The sequence below is a fragment of the Sphingobacterium sp. WOUb80 genome (assembly GCF_050058145.1).
Taxonomy (GTDB): domain Bacteria; phylum Bacteroidota; class Bacteroidia; order Sphingobacteriales; family Sphingobacteriaceae; genus Sphingobacterium.
In genome coordinates this window covers 1,008,200-1,029,301 of record NZ_CP165617.1, presented here as the reverse complement: position 1 = coordinate 1,029,301, position 21,102 = coordinate 1,008,200, and the positions used below count along the sequence as shown (strand labels likewise).

At 39.6% G+C, this 21,102-nt stretch carries 13 protein-coding genes; 4 read left to right on the top strand and 9 right to left on the bottom strand.

The annotated features are described in order from the left end of the window. Positions 1-98: 98 nt before the first annotated feature. On the top strand, positions 99-1,640 hold the full coding sequence (locus AB1Z56_RS04075; protein WP_426791159.1) for a protein adenylyltransferase SelO: 1,542 nt from the start codon (positions 99-101) through the stop codon (positions 1,638-1,640). 201 nt (positions 1,641-1,841) lie between these two features. Here the strand turns inward: AB1Z56_RS04075 and AB1Z56_RS04070 are convergent, their stop codons facing one another. From AB1Z56_RS04070 to AB1Z56_RS04040, 7 genes are all read right to left on the bottom strand, one after another. Then, positions 1,842-2,879, bottom strand: a complete 1,038-nt coding sequence (locus AB1Z56_RS04070) for a redoxin domain-containing protein (protein ID WP_426791158.1) — start codon at positions 2,877-2,879, stop codon at positions 1,842-1,844. Between the two features lie 55 nt (positions 2,880-2,934). Further along, positions 2,935-4,137 (bottom strand): redoxin domain-containing protein, encoded by a 1,203-nt coding sequence (locus AB1Z56_RS04065; RefSeq protein ID WP_426791157.1) that lies wholly within the window; start codon positions 4,135-4,137, stop codon positions 2,935-2,937. A 67-nt stretch (positions 4,138-4,204) separates the two neighbouring features. Next, on the bottom strand, positions 4,205-5,680 hold the full coding sequence (locus AB1Z56_RS04060; RefSeq protein ID WP_426791156.1) for a RagB/SusD family nutrient uptake outer membrane protein: 1,476 nt from the start codon (positions 5,678-5,680) through the stop codon (positions 4,205-4,207). Between the two features lie 8 nt (positions 5,681-5,688). Next, a complete protein-coding gene (locus AB1Z56_RS04055) occupies positions 5,689-9,216 on the bottom strand; it encodes a SusC/RagA family TonB-linked outer membrane protein (RefSeq protein WP_426791155.1) in 3,528 nt (1,175 codons plus the stop codon). Between the two features lie 190 nt (positions 9,217-9,406). Then, positions 9,407-10,570, bottom strand: coding sequence for a FecR family protein (locus tag AB1Z56_RS04050; RefSeq protein WP_426791154.1), 1,164 nt, complete (start codon positions 10,568-10,570; stop codon positions 9,407-9,409). A gap of 270 nt (positions 10,571-10,840) precedes the next feature. Next, positions 10,841-11,440 (bottom strand): RNA polymerase sigma factor, encoded by a 600-nt coding sequence (locus tag AB1Z56_RS04045; RefSeq protein ID WP_426791153.1) that lies wholly within the window; start codon positions 11,438-11,440, stop codon positions 10,841-10,843. Between the two features lie 133 nt (positions 11,441-11,573). Further along, positions 11,574-12,068 (bottom strand): hypothetical protein, encoded by a 495-nt coding sequence (locus tag AB1Z56_RS04040; RefSeq protein ID WP_309361190.1) that lies wholly within the window; start codon positions 12,066-12,068, stop codon positions 11,574-11,576. A 1,085-nt stretch (positions 12,069-13,153) separates the two neighbouring features. Here AB1Z56_RS04040 and AB1Z56_RS04035 point away from each other — a divergent pair. Beyond that, positions 13,154-13,549, top strand: coding sequence for an STAS/SEC14 domain-containing protein (locus AB1Z56_RS04035; RefSeq protein WP_309361194.1), 396 nt, complete (start codon positions 13,154-13,156; stop codon positions 13,547-13,549). A gap of 217 nt (positions 13,550-13,766) precedes the next feature. Here the strand turns inward: AB1Z56_RS04035 and AB1Z56_RS04030 are convergent, their stop codons facing one another. Next, a complete protein-coding gene (locus AB1Z56_RS04030; protein WP_309361195.1) occupies positions 13,767-14,705 on the bottom strand; it encodes an SPFH domain-containing protein in 939 nt (312 codons plus the stop codon). A 301-nt stretch (positions 14,706-15,006) separates the two neighbouring features. After that, positions 15,007-17,433 (bottom strand): outer membrane beta-barrel protein, encoded by a 2,427-nt coding sequence (locus tag AB1Z56_RS04025; RefSeq protein ID WP_426791152.1) that lies wholly within the window; start codon positions 17,431-17,433, stop codon positions 15,007-15,009. A gap of 558 nt (positions 17,434-17,991) precedes the next feature. Here AB1Z56_RS04025 and AB1Z56_RS04020 point away from each other — a divergent pair. Beyond that, complete coding sequence (locus tag AB1Z56_RS04020) at positions 17,992-18,810, top strand: alpha/beta fold hydrolase (protein ID WP_426791151.1); 819 nt, start codon at positions 17,992-17,994, stop codon at positions 18,808-18,810. Between the two features lie 159 nt (positions 18,811-18,969). Next, complete coding sequence (locus tag AB1Z56_RS04015) at positions 18,970-20,709, top strand: NPCBM/NEW2 domain-containing protein (protein ID WP_426791150.1); 1,740 nt, start codon at positions 18,970-18,972, stop codon at positions 20,707-20,709. Positions 20,710-21,102: the final 393 nt, after the last annotated feature.

Genomic DNA, 21,102 nt, shown 5'->3' with positions numbered 1-21,102 from the left:
TTTCATGCAAATAAGCCACTTGGCATATACTTATTGCATAGATAGGTCCATTCAATAATTGGAGCGGTCTTATCTTTTTTAATTAATATCTTTGCCATATGAATATCGAAGACATCAGACAGCCTTTTCTAAAAAAATTTCCCGGAGACTTTTCCAATAATCCTACGCAACGAAGTACACCAAAAGTTTTATTTGCCACGATTAAACCTGCCGGGTTTGAACAGCCTCAATTAATTGCTTTTAATGAGGCTCTTTCTGAGGAGATAGGGCTGGGAAAATTTGAAAAAAAGGATCTTAATTTTCTGGTAGGATCTGACCTTCCTGACCATGTTCAAACTTATGCTACAGCTTACGCAGGACATCAATTTGGCAACTGGGCAGGACAGCTGGGGGATGGAAGAGCTATTCTGGCGGGAGAAATTACCAATGCCGAAGGTAAGAAAACAGAAATTCAATGGAAAGGTGCCGGTGCGACGCCCTATTCAAGACGTGCAGACGGAAGAGCCGTATTAAGGTCTTCTGTACGCGAATACCTGATGAGTGAAGCCATGTATCACTTTGGCATACCCACCACCAGAGCGCTAAGCCTCGCCTTTACGGGAGAAGATGTTATTCGAGACATCATGTATAATGGTAATCCACAATACGAAAAAGGAGCTGTAGTGATAAGAGCAGCCGAGAGCTTTCTTCGATTCGGCCATTTTGAACTGCTGTATGCCCAGCAGGAATATACCTTATTGCAGGACCTGCTTGATTTCACCATAGAAAATTACTTCCCTGAAATTGTTTCGCCCAATCATCAGAAATATAAAGATTTTTTTGAAAATGTATGTACCCGAACCGCAGACCTAATGGTAGAATGGTTCAGAGTAGGTTTCGTTCATGGCGTCATGAACACAGACAACATGTCCATCTTAGGTCTAACGATTGACTATGGCCCCTATTCCATGATGGATGCATATCAGCTAAATTTCACCCCCAATACAACGGATCTTCCGGGACGGAGATATGCTTTTGGAAAGCAGGCACAGATTTCACAATGGAATCTATGGAAACTTGCAAATGCACTTCTGCCGATCATAAAAGATGAAAAATTTCTGGAAAATACGTTAAAGAATTTCGGCATTTATTTCTGGGAGACTCATGACAAAATGCTTTGCAAAAAATTCGGATTTGACGGAATGAAAAAAGGAGATGAAGAGTTTTTATCTAACTGGCAAGGCTTCATGCAGGACCTTGAATTGGATTATACTTTATTTTTCAATCAATTGGAAAAAATAATGCCAGATACAGATCTAAAGGAACATTTCAGCCCGGTATCCTACACTGTTTTGGATGAAGAAAAGCTCGGTAGACTTCAAGATTTCATCGAACTGTACCAATCACGGATTCATTCAAATACTATTTCAAAGGAAGAATCCCTAGCTATAATGAAAACAACAAATCCAAAATTTATATTGAGAAACTTCCTCCTTTACGAGTGTATTGAAGAAATCAGCAATGGTAAAACGGAGCTGCTGACCAAACTCACTCAGGCTTTAGAAAATCCATACCAAGAGCTATTTCCAGAGTTTTCTATAAAGCGTCCGTCCAACTACGATGATACGGCAGGCTGTTCAACGCTTTCATGCAGCTCATAACAACTGCTATCGTCTGAATTTGATGTATTTATCTATATGGGCTGCAAAATTGGAAAGCTTATATTTAATAAATAAGAACGGCCTGTCAATTGAAATGATAGACCGTTCCTCGATAACCAAACTGGCTGTTAAACATACCCGATTATTATAGAGGTAAAAACCTAATGAGGAATGTTCATGTTCCTGCTGGCATTTCCTGATTTATTGATTCCCAAATAATCTAGTCAGATACAATTCCAGATCCTTCCCCCTGAGATCCCGAGCGATGATTTTTCCATTTGGATCAATCAAAAATGTGGTCGGCAATGCCTTCACTGCAAACTGATTGATGGAAATACCTTTATCTCCCTGGCCATCGATCAGCTGTACCCACGGCAACTGATGGTTTTTCAGCGAGTTTTTCCATGATTTTTCATCTCTGTCAACTGAAATACTGACTATTTCGAAGTTTTTCTTCCCCTTAAATTGGGGGTAAATCTCTTTAAAATTTTTAAACTCCTCAATACAGGGAACACACCAGGATGCCCAAAAATCCAACAATACATAGTTACCCTTTAAGGAAGAAAACTGGACGTTTTTTCCCTCTTCGTTCAACAAGGAAAAATCTTTTACCGTGGCGCCTACCCTGGATCGGATAGCTCCTTGAAACTGATCAAATGCAGACTTCCCGTAGACTGTTTGCTGGATTTCAGGTGTCAATAACTCATAAACCTTTAACGCTTCCTCAGGCTGCATGGATTTACCATAACGATCCAACAGGAATGCTGCTCCAAAAGTATTTCCATTTTTTGAAACCAATTCTTTGACTATTGAACTCTCATCCTGCTTTTTATCCTGCATCAGGGTAAGATATGTATTCAAGAGCTCCTGCGATCTAGAACCCGTAATCTGGGATGCCGAGAAACTTTGAAGATCTCCTTCAATCTGTATCGTCCCCGGGCCATCGATCAGGACACCAAATGGCGAATACCCATTATATTTTTTCATTTCAGCCTCAGAATAGAACATATGCCGCGTAGGAACCGTAAACGGCCGCTCCATACGCCATTGTCCATCGACAACTGTTGCAGAATCATTTTCATTTGTTAACCGATTATAGAGAAACACCTTGGTCCCATCATATTTCGGATCTACTTTGCCCATGAGCACGATTATTTTCGAATTCTGTGCAAACGAAGTAACTATTGTCATCAAAATCAGTACAGCAGTTGTCTGAATTTTTCTAAACTGTTCAACCATAATTTAATTTTTTAATACGAAGTCTTTAAAAATTGATTACTAACGTTCCCCTTGTTTACTGACCGAAAATTTCGACCAGTTTATTATCCAGATCGTCATCCTTTTCTGAGCCACTAGAATATCTGCCTACAATCATCCCATTGGGATCGACCAAAACTTTGGTCGGCAAGGAACTAACACCATAATTATTGGCTATTGCTCTAGACCTGTCATACTGTCCATCGTTCACTTTCATTCCATTGAGCACATGTCGCCAGATCATGATTTTATCCTGATCTACAGCTTTCCGCCAGGCTTTTTCATTGTTGTCGTCGTCGGCAACACCAATAATTTCAAAGCCTTTATCTTTATACTTATTGTAGATGCTGATCAGATGCGGATTACTTTTACGGCATGGCACACACCAGCTCGCCCAAAAATCAAGAAGGACGTATTTCCCTCTGTAATCTGCCAGGGCCAAAGATTTCCCATCGATATCGGTTGCCCTGAATTCATGGGCCTTACTACCCGGTGAACCGCTTTTTACTTCTCGAATATGGTTGGAGACCTCCATACCATCAGCACTTTTCTTTACCCTGTCAGACAGGCCAGCATAAAGCCGTTCAACTTCATTGAGATCTATTCGAGACATCATATACAGCATCAGGTGGGAACTGACATACGAGTCGGGATTATTCACTATAAAATCCAAATTGATCTGATTCAACCTCTTTTTAAAAGGTTCAAAATTCTGTTTGAAATCTGATTGCTCCTCCGTAAGTTTTGCCACCTTCGCTTCCATTTCCTTCAAGGCTCTATCCGCATCACGAAGTTTTTTGCTTTTTTCAGCATACTCCCTATCTAGATCGACCATTTCATTCCGCACGACTTTCTCTTTCTGGTTTAGAAGTCTCCATTCGTCCTGTGTTTTGGATCCCTTAATTTCGGCATCGGCAAATTTTCCTGTAATCAATTTTGCTGTCATGCTAGCGGGCTCCAAATAGAATCTAAGTAAATCCGGATTGGCCGTACGTTCAATATTTGGATCCGAATACAGAATCGCTAATATCGGTTCCTGAAGCTTTCCCTTAAAGACAAATTTATTGTTCTCGATCTTCGAGCTATCAACCTGACGCTGACCGGCTTTATCCCAATAGCTTAAGTAGAGATAAGAAGAACTTGGCTGGCTGATTTCACCCTTAAGGACATATGTTTTTTGTGCTCTGGATCCCAAAGAAAGACAAAGCAAAAGGCCTAGGCCTGCTATCATTTTTTTCATTGCTGGCATATTTGTGTAAAGTGAGGTTTATCCCCCATCGATCATCATTTTTTATCTGCTTGACCTATTAATTTGGAACAAGATTTGGGTTTTCGGCTCTCTCTTCTTCCGGTATAGGCATTAATATTTTTTTGTCTGTGGGCTGCACCGTCATTGCACCCGATTTACCGGAATCATAGTTGCGCACCATTGGAAGGCCATTTCTGAATTCGTCAAAACTGGCATGCCCTTCAAAGGCAAGTTCCAATTTCCGTTGTTTTAAGATTTCATTAAATAAAGTCGTACCGCTAAGTCCGGATAACTCTGAAAGTCCGGCGCGCTTTCTGATCGTATTGACATCGGCCAGTGCCTCGCTCTCTTTCTTCAGTTTATACAGCGCCTCTGCCCGGTTTAAATACATTTCAGCCAATCGTAAATAACGAAAAGGAGAAACTGAATATAGGGTCGTAAATCCGAGCATATATTTACTAACAGCCTTGGTGTCGTCAGGAAAACCTGCTGTGACGTTCTCAACATAAAAACTGTTTCTTAGGTCATTTGCATCCAATAGCGATTTCAGATAGGGAGAAGGTCTATAAAGTCCACCGGGACGGGTTCCCTGAAGTGGATTGGCAAAAATAATGCTGATCCCTCCTTGGCGTAACTTCGTGTTTACCGCAAAAATATCCTCCTTATTGCCAGGATTGTCCGTCTTATAATAGTTCTGATAGGCAGTATTCTGCAATAGTTGATATCCCCCTTCATTGATAACTTTGGCGGCATAATCTGCTGCTTTCTGGTTATAGGCTGCTACAGGGGTTGTGCTGGTTCCCCCCATATACAAATATACACGTGACAATAAGGCATACGCGCTATATTTACTTGCATAGCTATTTGATTTGGACTGATTGAATAAGCCTGCTGCGGTCTCCAAATCACTTATCACCTGCTGATAGACCTCAGCCACCGACGCCCTGGCAGGTGCATAGTCAGGGCCCATCCTGGTATCCAGAACCAACATGACACCCGGAGACTTATCTGCGTCCAGATAATAGGGTCTGCCATATAAACGCACAAGATTAAAATAGGTAAATGCCCGAAGAAATAAGGCTTCGGCTTTTGCCTGCAAGATCGTTCCATTGGTTTCGCCGTCCTTCACATGTGCAATCACTTCATTGGCATGCAGGATCACATTATAGCCCGAGCGCCAGAAATTATAGCTATGGGAAAAATCCCTGGTTCCAGTATTAATAAAGTCAAAAGCATCGCTCTGTTTATTTATCGTTCCATCCAGCGATTTGATTGTATTCCCTTTGGCCTCCGACAGAAAAATCAGCATATCGTTATAATTGGTTCCTTTATCGATAGCCGCAGCACCGGATACTAATGCATAAATACCTGTCACTGCTTCGGAATATCCTGTCGGACTAGCAAACTGCATGTCTTCAAAGATGACGTTATGTGGCCTCAGCTCGTCCAGTTGTTTATTACATGATGTAAATAGAAGGCTGAATGGTACAGCCCCCATAATAATCCGCTTTAATATATATTTAAATGATCTCATGTCTATTATTAAAAAGTTAATTGCACTCCAATTAAAAAACGTCTCGGATTAGCGAAGCCTGTACTTACGCCCGAATATTGGGTCGTTCCTACACGTGCACCTTCTGGGTCTGCCCCCACGAAGTCTTTTTTGCGTATCACCCATAAATTATCACCGCTGACGTAGATATCTGCTTTGGCCAGCTTCATTTTCTGCAATAATTGCTGCGACAGACTGTAAGTTAAACGAACATTGCGCAAACGGGCATGGCTTGCATCACCCCATAATTTGGAGGATCTGGTCGTGAGAGAACTCCAGGCATTCGGATCTATACTAAACACGTCGGGATAATTAGCCTTGGTGTCACCGGGGCCCGTCCAAACGTGCTGATTGTCCCCGAAAGCGACATTATTATATCCATCACGTGGCATCGTGGGCGACTGGAAGTCTTTAATCAGAGACATCGCCACGTAGTTTCCATACTGAAACCACCAACTCGCATTTAAGGTCAGGTTTTTATATTGGAAGGTATTGTTAAAACCACCAAAAAATTTGGGTGTCAGTGAACCTACTACCTGATAATTAGCCAATTTACTGGTCTCTCCCAATCCATCGACGATAATCTGGTTTCCGTTAGCATCAAAATTGTAATGCTGTATGTTTCCATTCTCCGAATTGATACCCGCAAACCTGATCGCCTTGATAACGTTGATATCCTCACCTATCTTTCTGTAATATGCCTGACCCGAACTCTCGATCAAGGAGTCCTGATACAATTTGGTAATCTCATTTTTATTAAAACTAATATTGAAACTTGTATGCCAGTTAAAATCCTGAGATTTGATATTATGCGTATTCAGCATAATTTCCACGCCTTTATTAACAATCTGCCCCACATTCCTATACTGGTTCATGGCCCCTTGCGCCGAAGACAGAACCACATTCTGGAGAAGGCCATCGGAACGTTTATGGTACCAGTCAAAAGTGAGGTCAATACGCTGGAAAAATGATGCATCTAATCCCAGGTTCGTATTATGTAGGGTTTCCCAGGAAATATTCGGATTAGCCAATTGAGAGATCCTTGTTCCGACATTATTGGGTTGTTCATATCGTATTCCAGTACTTCCGTCATAGGTATTCGCATAAAAAGTGGTATTCAGGTACCCATCCCCAAGATCCCGGCCTGATGTGCCATAAGCCGCCCGGAGCTTCAAATTATTGACAGCTTTCACATCCTTCATAAAATCTTCGGACGACATCATCCAGCCGGCACTGAAGGCATAAAACGTTCCATAACGTTTGTCCCTTCCAAAATTGGTCGTTGCATCGGTACGAACTGATGCGGAGGCCAGATAACGTCTAGCATAATTATAATCAGCCTGCCCAAATACAGAAAAAGTTGCTCTTTCCTGATAATTGCCACGTGGGCTATAGGGTTCTCCAAACGCTGCCGTAAAAACATCTCCAAAATATTTACCTGCTCCCATATTTCTTTCCCCCGGCAATATATCGTACATGTTGACCGTCATTGTTTCCGTCGTCCTCTTTCCCCATTCCTGTCCAAGCAGCGCAGAGATATTATGCTTGCCAAATTGCTTGTTGAAATTAAGTGTATTTGATGTCAGATAATCCACATATTTGATATCATTGATATCTAGTGTTCCGTTTGGCAGGGTCATGCCGGGATAAAACAAATAGGGATAACCGCCATATTTACCTGAAAACGAACGCACATCGAGGTAAGAATTGAAATTATTCCCAATATAATTAATGGAGTTAGAACTCTGTAGGCTCAAATAGGGTAAGATCTGATAACGCAGACGTACCATACCTAAATGGTTTTGCACCTTTGTGAGACTGTTATTGTCGTATTTTGCCTCCGATAGAAAATTTTGCGTCCATTGTGGATAGGCAGGACCATAATTGAATGAAGCATTCACTTGTAAGCTATCCCGGAGCTTGCCAGTAGCATCATACGGATCCATAAAAGGTTGAACCATATACAGCTCGGGCACACCGTTTCTCCTGCTTAATAGATCAACCATCGAACTCAGGTTGATGCTTGCTTGCAATTTCGAGGAAATTTTATGGTCTATATTTACTCGGATACTTTTTCGGTCAAATGAGTTTTTATACAGGATCCCATTTTCTTTATACCAGTTGACACCAGCATAAAATTTAGTTTTTTCAGTGCCATGATGTATACTGACATCTGTATTACGGAAATTTCCGGTACTATATGTGGCATCTTCCCAATTGAAATTACGGTCACGGTCCTCGTCACTATATGTCCTTCCCTGGGCAATAAAGTCGGCAACATTTGGATATGCTTTCTGTACCGACGGTGTCTGCTCCCAGTAGCGCTGCATTTGTTTATCCATAAAACCGATCAATTCGGTACTGTTCATAAACCTGATATTACGCCTTGGCTGCGTGATACCGTACTGTACTGTGACATCGGCGGAACTTTGTCCTGCAGCACCTCTTTTGGTCGTTACGACAATGACCCCCTGTGCAGCTCTCGAGCCATAGATCGCTGTCGAAGAAGCATCCTTTAAAATACTAACGTTTTCAATATCTGATGGATTTACTGCATCCTGCAACGATTTATAGTTGGTGATAACTCCGTCAACAACGATTAGTGGTCCAAAATAGCTATTGGTTGGTGTAGCAAGCGAAGACTGGCCCCGCTCGACCACCTCACCTTTTGCGCCAGCTTCACCTGACCCTTCGGTAATATACAGACCGGTAGTCCTACCCTTCAGCATAGAAAGAACATTAGGACTCGAAACGCTGCTGCGCAGTTCATTTCCACTGATCGCCTGTACCGAACCTGTGACCTCCGACGCAGACTTTTTGGTATACCCCACAACAACCAGTTCTTCCAGATCAGTGGTCTGTACCTTAAGTCGAATAGTACCTATATTTTCAACGGCCTTGATCCGCTTCTGCTGATACCCCATGAGTGAAAATTCAAGATAGCTATCAGCTGCAACATTTTCGACCAATACTTCCCCGTTTGCCCCAGTACTGGCTTGCTTAAGCATCTTCCCATTTGCCTGAAGCACAGAGACAGTCACTCCAGCAAGTCCATTGTTAAGCGAGTCAACGACCCGGCCACGTACAACAATAGTTTGCTGACCGGCAAGCTCATCCTTCACTATGATGGGAGCTTGTATTTCCCTAACAGCTGGTGCATGACGTTCTTTGATAATAATCAGATTACCATCGAGTTCATAGCCTAACTGCAGTCCCCCGATCACAGACTGAATGGCTTTCTCCAGTGGCTGATTTTTTATATCAACAGTGACAGTGGTATTGCTCTTAACCTTCTGGGCCGACCACAGGTAATGATATCCCGTCTGTTTGTTAATTTCCTTAAAGGCATCTTTAAGGCTGATCTTTGTATGCTTCATACTGACATTCTGCGCCATGGTGCTTGCACTGATATGCATGCAGCCTACGCTACAAATAAGAGCCGTCAATGATATTTTCATAATAGATTCCTTGGTTAGGCGTAACCGCCAGTGTAGATCTTTCTTATTTATTTTATACATTTGTTTTTGGTTAGTTTAACTATTAAAATCATTCGTTGTAGACGGTTTTGATAAAGACTATCCTTTATCTTTCAGGGGCGCGGCCAACGCCCCTGATCATATATTTAGGTTTTGTTTTTTGTATTACTTTCTCATTGGCTTCCCGGATTTTAAACGATTAATAATTGCAATATGTTCCCCTTTATCATTGTTACTTGACAAGGAGCTCGCGCTCTTTTATTTCAAATTTGATATCACCAGCTTTTTCAAGCGCTTTTAGCAATCCTTCCAGATCCTCATAACGGGGGACTATCCCTTCAAATTTCAATTGCTTCAGCTCATCGCGCTGAAAATGCACCTCCACGTCATACCAACGCGCTGCCTGACGCAAAATCCCCTCGAGATCTTCTCCCGAAAAATTAAAGGTGCCCTCTTTCCAGCTTGTATAGCTGCTGCTTTCAACGTCTATAATAGCTACACGGTTACTTGAGACTATTGCTTGCTGATTAGGTTTTAAAAAATGCTGCTCCTGTTTATTAGGGACATCGACCTCTACACTTCCTTCCACCAGGGTAGTCCGGCTCGGCTCCCCCCTATAAGCAGTCACATTGAAAGAGGTGCCATGAACTTTGACTGTATACCCTGCAGTTCTGACCAAGAAGGGAACCGCTTTTCGCTGTTCGCCCTCGCCGATATTCTGATGGGCAACCTCAAAGTATGCCTCACCGTCGAGTTCCAGTTCGCGGACCTGTTTCTGTTTATTAAACTGATATTTCAACCTCGTATCGGCATTGAGCCAAACTCTAGTCCCATCGGCTAATATGATTTTATAGGTTCCGCCCCTGGGAATGTACACGTCTATCTTTTGATCTTTCCAATGGCTAGCGGTCCCACCCTTTACCACCGAGCCATCTGCATAGGTCAGTGCATCACCAACAATTATTTCCGACTGCAGTTCGCTCAGCGAAATTTCACTTCCATCGGCAAGACGGAGGATCGCTTTATTTCCTCCAGCAGAAATAACAACCTTGGAATCAGGAGTATTATCCTTTGCTAGCCAGTAATGCAGAGAAATGCCTATACCTAAAATCAGAATCGCCGCTACCGCAGAACGGACCCAGAGACGCCATACTCTCGGCTTGACATTTTCCCGTCGGCCAGTTAGCTTATTCATGATATTTACCTCAATTCCAGCTAGCCATTCTTCTTCAGACAAGAGTAGTGGATCTCTTTTAAGCTCCTCCCCGATAAGGTCTCTGATATCGAGTTGATCCTCTTCTCCATTCAGAAGTTCCTGTAGTTCTAGGACCTCTTCACCGGTCAGTTTATTGGCTATATAGCCTTCAAATAAAATGGATATTCTAGACTTCTGCATTTTTACTGCTTAATATTTAAATACTAATACGAACGAAAAAGGCAAACCAATGAAGTGATTCGAAAAAAAAAATAATTTATTTTACCATCAGATCTTCATTCAGCTCGACGATATCTTCACCGAATTGACTTTTGCCTATATTGTTCAAAAAGTATAATCTAATCGTTTGTAAGTTTTATCCGCTCACATTTATACACTAATACGAACGAAAAAGACAAACCAATGAAGCAATCTGAAAAAAATATGATTTATTTTTAAAAGGTATACAACCTATAGATTTGCAAAGATGACGGCAAAAACAATTAGCGCACCGAAATCTGGATGTTGCTGGAAGTACTTTTTAATGGAGGCATTGGCATTTGTTATATGTGAGTTGACTGTTGCAACTGAAATTGACAACAACTGGCTGGCTTCCTCATAGCTCTTGCCCTGCATACGACAAAGCTCAAATACTTTTCTTCTTTGTTCAGGTAAGTTCGCAATCGCTGTGAAAAGGATATCGCGGACCTCCTTATCGAACAGCTGCTCTTCAATATGCGAATAGGCTTCCACGATATAACTAAAATAATTAACAGCCAATCGCTTTTCACGGGCGATCTTACGCAGTTGGTCGTAGACAAGATTTTCAGCTATTTTATAGAGAAATGATTTAATTTTATAGTTCAGGTCAATCCTTTCCCGATTATTCCATACCCTTAAAAAAAGTTCCTGCAGCAATTCCTCGACATCTTCCTTTGATTTCAATAGCCGGAGCATAGATAGCGCCAACGGCTTTTTGTAAAGCAGGATCAACTCTTGCAGGGCAAGCTCATCCCCGTCTTTCAAACGGGATAAAATGGAAACTTCTTCTGTATGGTTTATAACTTTCAAGGTAAATTTAAAACAATAGTAAACCAAAAAACGCTTAAGCGAATGATAGCACTATAATGCTTCAAATATATAAATCAGTTTTTATTTTTTAGTATAAAATCAATCCATAAGTCAAAATCCCCTCTTATGTCTGCTAAAAAGCCCGCTGATTTGAAGCTTTTCTAAAAATAATCAGACTAAGTAACCAGCCAACAAGTACACCAGCCAATATATATGACTCAAGGTGCATATCCTGATAATTAATACCAGGTAGATCGCCATCTGAGGTAAACTCTGCCCTTTTTAACAGATCACGTATCTGAGCAATTCTATATTTCAGATAAATCACTCTCATACCGAAAATTATCAATCCTGAACCAGTTATTATTAACAAAGAAAGCACTTGATTTTTAGTCGAAGAAATTTTACAATAATTTTTGACAAACAGATATAAAAAAGGAATAATCCCAAAAGAGAAAACGAAAATCAAGGTTGGAAAAATCTGTTGAGACAGAGGCTGACTATCGTTAAATAAAAAGTTCTCACCAATAATTTCAGTTGTAAAAAAAGTCAAAAACCAATCTCTCATAAAAAAGGCTATAAGACACAAGGCTAGTGACAATCCAATAATAATTCCTTTCGTTTTCATATGTAATATGTGCTAGAATTTGATTTTTATTCCAAGTATTCAATCTTTGTCAGTTGGACATTACAAAGTTCAGCATTTTTTAGCTTATTTTTTTGAACTGTCCCACAACATACGCTATATAAAAAGCTAGGAGAATAGAGCTTTTAGAATTACCACAATCAGGTTTCCTACACTTGGTCTATTCTCCTTTTTCAATCGTTTAAAACTTGCCTTAAGACAAGTATTCCAGGCCATTTATACTGTAGTTTTATAACATTAACATTTTTCAATTATGCAGAGTCTGTTTCTGGCTATTACAATAAGTTGTCTTGTTCTATTCTGGTTGGCTGTACAGTACAAACTTTCAGTAACAGTTTATATTATCTGGTCATTCATCATATCTTCTGCAGCGATTGCTGGATTCTTCGTTCAATTTCCCGCTTCTTTCGCCTTAACCTTATTAGGGACAGTAATAATAATCCTCTCTTGTTATAAGTTATTGGCGCATTCAAAAATAAATATGTATTTACTTTTGGTAATCCATATCTTACGCATACCTGTGGAATATCTGCTCTTTGCTTTATTTAAAGCTAAGATGCTTGCACGGGAGATGACTTTTATTGGTTGGAATTATGATCTATTTTTTGGAATCACAGCATTCGTATTTTTAATAACGGGAATTTTCTATCGTAAAATTTTCAATTTTCAGATTTTCAGGTTATGGAATATATTCGGTATTTGCTCAGTTCTCATTGTTGTTATTCTAGGCATACTGTCGTCACCAATTCCTATACAAACGATAGCTTTTGATCAGCCAAATATTGCTATGCTACAATTTCCTTATGCTTTATTGCCCAACGTGATTGTACCACTTGTAATCTTGTCCCACATTCTTCTCTTGAAGAATTCGGTTACATCAAAATTCCAATAGCAAATATTTGCCTTTGGTCCGTCTATCAGTAATGGCGTCCCTTACCTGCCGTTTCCCAATGAAATAAACAGCCCCTTCTCCCCCGCATTCAATTATATGGGTTGTCTTTACCTTGATTCTTTTTATATTTGATATATAGCAGCATGGGAAGAAAAAACAGGTAAAAAAACTAATTATGATCACCCAGATAAAAGAATTTGAGGAAAATGCGATTGCCCTAGAACTATCGGGCAAATTTACCGAGACTGATGCTTTATTCATTGAACAGCTTTTCGAAAGAAAGCTCAATCAAGGTTATAAGCATGTCAACATACTCATTAAGGTAAAGGATCTGTCCGTAATGAAGAATATGGAATTAAAAGGATTCTTTGATGGCGAGTTATGGGGTTTCAAACACTTTGGAAAAATAGGGCGCTGTGCTGTTGTATCTCACTCCGAGTTTATGAAATCAATCGTTAACCTCGAAAATAAAATCCTCCATTTGTTCAGCTCCTCCTTGAAAGAGAAATATTTTGATGAAACAGAATTAGACGACGCATTAAAGTTTATAACACCTCAAGCCGAAGGTTGATGCATCTATATACAACGAGCAATAACAAGCTTATAAGTCAGCGACTTACTGGAAATTCTTTGGGTCAATTTTCTCTTGTTGATCCAACCTAACTGTTTTTGATGGATCAACAAGAGAAAATCCTCAATAAACTTTACCTCCGAGGAAATCATGAGGATCGAAATAGATTACATATGTAGCAGTGAAGATAAGCTAAAAATCTTATCATAAATAACAATTATTCCTGACGTCCGCTATCTTTGGGTAGTTCCGACAATTGAACGTTACTGTGTCCATCAATCTTTTGCGCTGCAGCAATTGAAACAACTAAATCATTCAGCATGGTACTTGCGGCTGTCGGCGAGTTAGGAAGTAAAACCAAATTGCTTCTACTATTGGCTCCAATAGCATTCAGCGTATCATAATGCTGGGTGACTACAATTAAAGCAGAAGCTTCCTGAGCATTGATATCGGCGGCGTTCAGCATTTTTACAGATTCTTCCAGTCCTTTGGCAATCTCCCTTCTTTGGTCTGCAATCCCCTGTCCCTGAAGTTTTTTAGATTCTGCTTCAGCTTTTGCGACGGCAACAATTCGTATTCTTTGGGCTTCAGATTCATATTCTGCGGCGGTTTTTTCACGCTCTGCAGCGTTGATTCTGTTCATAGCGTGTTTTACCTGTTCATCAGGATCAATATCGGTCACTAATGCTTTGATTATATCATAGCCATAACTTTGCATCGCATCCTGCAATTCACTTTTTACGGCAATGGCAATATCATCTTTTCTTACAAAGACATCATCTAATTTTGTCTTGGGAACTTCCGCACGCACAACATCAAAAACATAAGATGTAATCTGATTTTCGGGATTTTCCAAACGATAATAAGCGTCTTTTACATTGTCTCTTATGACCTGATACTGAACAGAAACTTTCATCTTGATGAAAACATTATCCAACGTTTTGGTATCAATCATGACATCCAATTGCTTTATCCGAAGATTCAGACGTTTAGCGATCTGATCTAAAAATGGAATTTTTAAATGCAAACCAGCATGACTTACTTTTAAAAATTTGCCTAACCTTTCGATCACAGCGGCAGATTCTTGTTTTACTGTATAAAATGAAGCAAACAATGTAATAAGTCCAAAAAAGACTAGAATTCCTAAATATATCATAACCTTAAATTTAATGTTGGCGATACACAAACTTACATCTTTACATTGTTATTCTTACTCCAATTTCTTTATTTTTTAAAGATCCACAACCCTAACACCGATTTGACAAGAGTCTTATCTTTCTTTAATTTCATATTGAATCCTATAGACTGGGACATGATAACAATAACGATCACCGAATTTATAAAATAATATCTGACAACAGTACATTTGGCAAAAAGGACAAGTATTGATAGGACTTTAATATTTGGCACGAGACTATAGATCATTGAAAACAGGGAATTGTTGCTTTTTTATCTTCTTATTGTATGCGACCACTTTCACTTTCAAGTGCCGATTTGCGATTACGTTGATCCTTGGCCACACCGCTACTGAATCGATAGCTAAAACTTAGACGTACCTGCCTTGATTCATAGTAGCCGTAGCTTGACGAAAGCAATCCTGGTAGATTCTGTGTATATTTAATTTGATTGCCTTTATAGATGTCTGTAATTGCAACTCTTATTGTTGCCTTGTCTTTTAATATGGGTTTTTGAAGTGCGATGTCTACTTGACTAATAGGCCTGCTGATTGTATTGGCTCCACTTAGCCGTTTTGAATTATAGACTGTAGAAAGTTCGCCCCTTATCTTTAATGGTAGTTTGAACGTCTGGACGAGACTAACACGTCCGGCAGTCTGCTTTATGCTGAGATCTCTATACTGGTCAAAGGAAACATCATTATGAATGTAATACAACAATCCATTGAAGGTAATGTCCCACCAAGGTTTTGGCGAATAAGTCTGTGTTAAGGACAAAGACCAATGTTTTTGCGTTCCCACATTTTTACTGATCATCATGATCTTGTCCTGTTCTAGTGTATCCGTTACTTTTGCGTTCAGCTGATCTGTGTAGGCATAAGTTAAGGCGACTATTGTGGAGCTTTTTAACGAATAAAGCAGCGTGAATCGCTGGGTCAAAGAGGGTATCAAGAAAGGATTTCCTTTCCAGAAAGAAAGTTCATCAAGCATATAGACAAAAGGATTCAGATCTTGGTACGCAGGTCTTTCAATCCGTTTAGCATAAGATAGCGAGAGTGTCTGTTGATTGGTCATCTGTCTAGTGACGGAAACAAAAGGAAATAAGTTGATGAACTTTCTATTGATATGCTCATTGAAATCCGCTCCTTGCTCCCAGTAGATTAAAGTACCCTTAGAACGGGCACTTTCTAGTCGTATTCCCGCCTGGAATGACCAACTTGCAATAGACCTTTTGTAATCAACATATGCACTACTGATACGTTCATCGAAGTGAAAATCATTTGAACGTCTATTGTCGAGGCTGTCCCCTGATCCCGTAACATGGTAAAAACGTGTGTTATTTTTCGAGCTTACCGCAGAGTACTTGGCACCTGTTTCTAATTTCCCACCCCATAGTCGTGACGTATAATCTATTTTTAATCCTTTTAAATCAATATCAATATCATTCAGTGTGCGATAAAGGTTTTCGTCAACAATCGTGGACTGAAGATCACGATAAGTATTTGATTGCAAATTCTTGTTCCATTTGTCGAAAAGGCCATAATCAGCATCAACATTTAGGCTGTGGCCGAGGGTATCTTCGTATTTGTAGTTGAGGTTAAAATTATAGCGTTTCGTTTGCTGGCCATAATAGTCATTGATAGCATCCAGAGTTTCCTCTACCGTAGTAGAAGGTACCGTCGCAATTGCTGTAGCGGTATTGGTTAGACCTCCTCCAAAAATAAAGTTGCCATTTGCCAAAAAGCCGACCGTATTTTTATCGTTGATAAAATAGTCCACACCAACCTGAGAAGCCATTTTCTGACGTTTGTCCACATCAATCGTCCGACTGTCATATGACTTCCCATTTTGCCTGCGACTGGTACCATACATGTAATTGTAATTACCCAATGTGTGATTATAAGTGCCAAAAATATTAATCCTATTAACCCGATAATTGAATCCAACAGTCTCCAGTTGTTTCGGACTCGTCCCATAGGCAAAGGCTGTAGAAATGGTTCCGTTTAGCCCCTTTGTTTGATTTTTCTTCGTTTTGATATTAATCATGCCAGCGGCTCCTGTAGCATCATATCTGGCACTGGGACTATGGAGAATTTCTATAGATTTGAGATTATTGGACGACATTGATTTCAATAAATCACTTAGCTCCTTTCCAGAAAGAAAAGTTTGCTTTCCATCCAAGAGAATCTGAACACCGCTTTTTCCATTGAGTGTAATGTCTGTTTCGTTTTCTATTTGTACACCGGGTGCTCTCTTTAAAGCTTCGAAGGCTGATATATCCTGTCCCGCTATACTATTTTCTATATGGTAAATGACCGAACCTCCATCTACACTCAATAGTTTTCTTTTACTCTCTACCTCTACCGCTTTCAATGTATTTTCCTGCCGGAAGAGCTGTACAGTTCCGACATTGCCATTGGCTGGACTGACCAAACTGCTCTTCAATTCGTGATAGCTTAGATGCCTTATTAACAAATAATACTTCTCCTTTAGATTATGTACTATCTGAAAAGTACCCGTACTATCTGTCCTTGTGCTTAATATCAATTTGTTATCAATATTGTACAAGCTTACTGTCGCTAAGAAAACAGGTGTCATTTCGGGGCTGACGACTTTACCTCTGATTACCTTTTCTATAGACTGTCCATACAGCAACCCACTGTATAGGAAGATTATTCCAATTAATAAAAGTTTTGGTAAAGAAGCCATTCGGTTTATAGTAAAATCTGGTTTTTAATACTGGTTAATAAGCTATTATTGAAAAGCGATTCACCAAATAATGTAAGGATACACATAATAATTGAAATACGCAACAAAATGCAATTCACAACTAAAAAGAATACAAACATGCATAAAGTTGCGTGTTTTAATCATCTCGAATTGATACACAATTGCATAGAACCAAACTCTTCAAATGTTCGTCTAACATATAACATCAGCCTTAGCCCTATTGCATATGCTGGTTTAAGAAGGCCAACACTTCTTCTGGTGTCCTTCCAATATAGTTGTAACCGTCTTTAAAGCGCAGTGTACTGTACTTAGTATATAGCTTAATGAAGCACCAAAACATTTTACCGTAATAATGAAACATTTCACTGAGTTGGATCACTGGAGTTGATTGACGCAATCAACCCCTTAAGTTGTCGTATTTACACAGGGGCTTCCTTGGTAATTGTTCACATCTTTGTCCTGTAGAACTTATATAAATCAATTACGAAAAATCCTATCAAAACCAGCAATGTTTTTAAATCATTCATATTTATCATCATGATGACAACTGTAATGCAATCACCTGGCCAGCAGATCAAACCTTCTGTCAAAGGTTTAGTGCCCCTGAATGGCACCAAAGTATACTATGAAGTTTATGGCAAGGGTAAACCAATTGTACTGTTACATGGCGCCTTTATGACCATCAGTTCAAACTGGGGTCAGCTAATACCTGAATTAGCTAAAAATAGAAAAGTTATAGCCATCGAATTGCAGGGACATGGCCATTCACCATTTTCCGACAGAAAATTTGACCATGCAGTACTTGCAGAAGATGTGGCCGGCGTAATGGATTATCTGAAAATCGAAAATGCTGCTGTACTTGGCTATAGCTTTGGTGGTGCTATAGCATACCAATTTGCTATTCAATATCCGAAGCGGTTAAATGAGTTGGTCATTATTTCTGCGACCTATAAAAGTGCTGGATGGATGCCAGAAATCAACAATGCATTCAAGGGCATGAAACCAGAATTATTTGACAATAGTCCTATGCAGCAAGCTTACGACGCTGTTGCCCCCGATAAAACAAAATGGACGAAATTTTTGGAGCAGATGATCTCATTAGCACAACGCCCATTTGACTTAGGAGATGCAAATATTGCCAAAATATCTGCCCCTGTCTTGATAATTGCCGGAGATAATGACGGTCTGGATAAAATCAAACTAGCTAAAACTTATCAGCTATTGGGTGGTGCCGTAGTGGGTGACTTTGGACAAATGCCGAAATCTCAATTAGCAATCATCCCCGGACAGAGCCATGTCAGCGTCATGAATCAGACAAAATCCATTTTATGGTTCCTAAATGATTTTTTAAAATAAACTTTGCTATTTTATGAGATTTTGAAAGAATGAAATCACCATTCTATTGGGAATAAAAATACCTCGGAAAGATTGAGATGGAATAAATGTCAAATAAAAAGATTATTTTAGTTTTCACCAATCAGACCGACCAAACACATTCTTTAAATGGGAACTTTTATGGAAACCATCAAAAAATGCAGACAGCCCATCTTTCAACAGCTGATGCTGTACATTTTTCTAGCTGCATTTACCCAATTGGCACAGGGTACTACCCCAGCAATTAAAAAAAAGACGCTGAATACAGTTAAAATAGTCTATTTCTATGCTGCAGACTCAAAGCCGTCTTCAAACTGGAAAAATCGACTGGATCGAACACTGAAAGATATCTCTTCCTACTACAAAAATGAGTTTGAAAGTTCAGGATTCGAAAGTGATGGCATCCCTTTTGAAACGGACAATTCGGATTACCGGTACCATCTGGTGCAAGGATCAAAACCTTCAAATGATTACACAATAAATTCGGGTGGAGAAATAGAAAAAGAAATCTTCGAAAAACTAGCACCTGTTATCAATCCAAGCGCAGAACATATTCTTGTAATTACTGCTTTGAGCCATAAAAATGAAAATGGGACCTATATATTTCATTCACCCTACTATGGCAGGGGGTCGGCTTCATCGGGATTGTGTATGGTTGCTGACTGCGACCTGCTAGATCCAGCGCTCCTATCCGACGCCAGCACCAAAATGACTTTCACAGAAATGTTTGCAACTGATAAAGAATGTTCTGTAGGTGAGTTCAATAGCTGGTATCTTGGCGGGATAGCTCATGAAATGGGACATCTATTCGGATTAACACATGATAATGGTTTCCCAAATGAGTTCAGTTCAAAAACGATATCCCTGATGGGAGAACATGGCAGCCGACACTACAAAGAGGAAAAATGGGGCGGTCTAAAATCATCTAAATTTTCCCGTGCATCAGTATTTCAGTTAAGCAGTCATCCCCTATTTACACAGCGGCCGAAACCTACACATAATAACAACGAATTTCTATTGCAGTCATTTAAGATATCTCAAACGGAAAATAAAACAAAACTAATGCTCCACTACCAGACAAGTACAATACCATATAGCGTTGTTGTACTAACCCGCCCATATAACATCTCGGAATATTTGAGCAACAGCTTTTTGTCGGCAGTCTGTCAAAGAAATTTTGCAGAGATTAATATAGCTTCACTTGAACGTAATCTACCTTACGAGATAAGAATTCTCTTTTTATTCGACAATGGATCTATTAAAGAATACCGCAAAATGGTTAGCTACAGTAAAGAGGGACATTTTCAAACCGTAGATAATTTTGGTCAGGCAACCGTCAATGATTTGATTAGAATAATAGAAAATGACAATCTGGATAATCAAAGACAGATCAAGTTAACCATACTAAATCAGCTATTGCAAAATAACCAGCCAATCAACCTCAAAACCATTAAAAAGGATAGCATCTCTCTTTCAGATGCAGCTTGGGAAGAAGCTTCTGTAGGTTGGGAAAATCCAGCGCGTAATTACTACACAGCCGAATCCAACAAATTATTTTTTCTGGAAAACATGGGCGAAATATATCCTAAAGGATTATATGCCCATGCCCCATCACTATATAAGTACAAACTTACAAAAAAGTGGCGGAAATTGAAGATTACAGCAGCTTTACGTGACGGGGCACAAAAGCCTGAAGGCATTCAATTTATCATCCGCGGCAACGGAAAAATACTTTCTTCCTATAATGTCAAGCCTAATGAAAAGCATCATTTTGACATAGATCTCGCAGGTGTCGATGATCTTGAGCTCTGTACACAGGATCAAACGGGAAACAACTTTAATGCCTGGTCAATTTGGTGCAGCCCCTATCTTATCAAATAACAGCTTATCTTTGTCCGCCGCTATTCCACCACAGATACGACTTCAACCAGTATCATCTTTACGCTTGTATGCGATATTGCTAAGCGAAAGTTAGGATAAACAGGGGTTCATAGACTCTCTGAGTTGCGATCGGAATTTATTTGATTAACTATTCGTTAGCGATAAACTATGATTTTTCTTATATTTAATTACCGTTGAAAGACGTATTTAACAGTGGTAACAGAATTTGACGGATATAAAGATTCTCGAAGAAATGATAAATTCTTTTTTAATGTTGCTCAATCTCAATAGCTATAGAAGACATAATTCCAGCGATACAATAGTTCAACATAAAATCGAATTTGGAGAATTATTGAATAAGCGTATTGATACGGGTACCATACAGGTATAAAT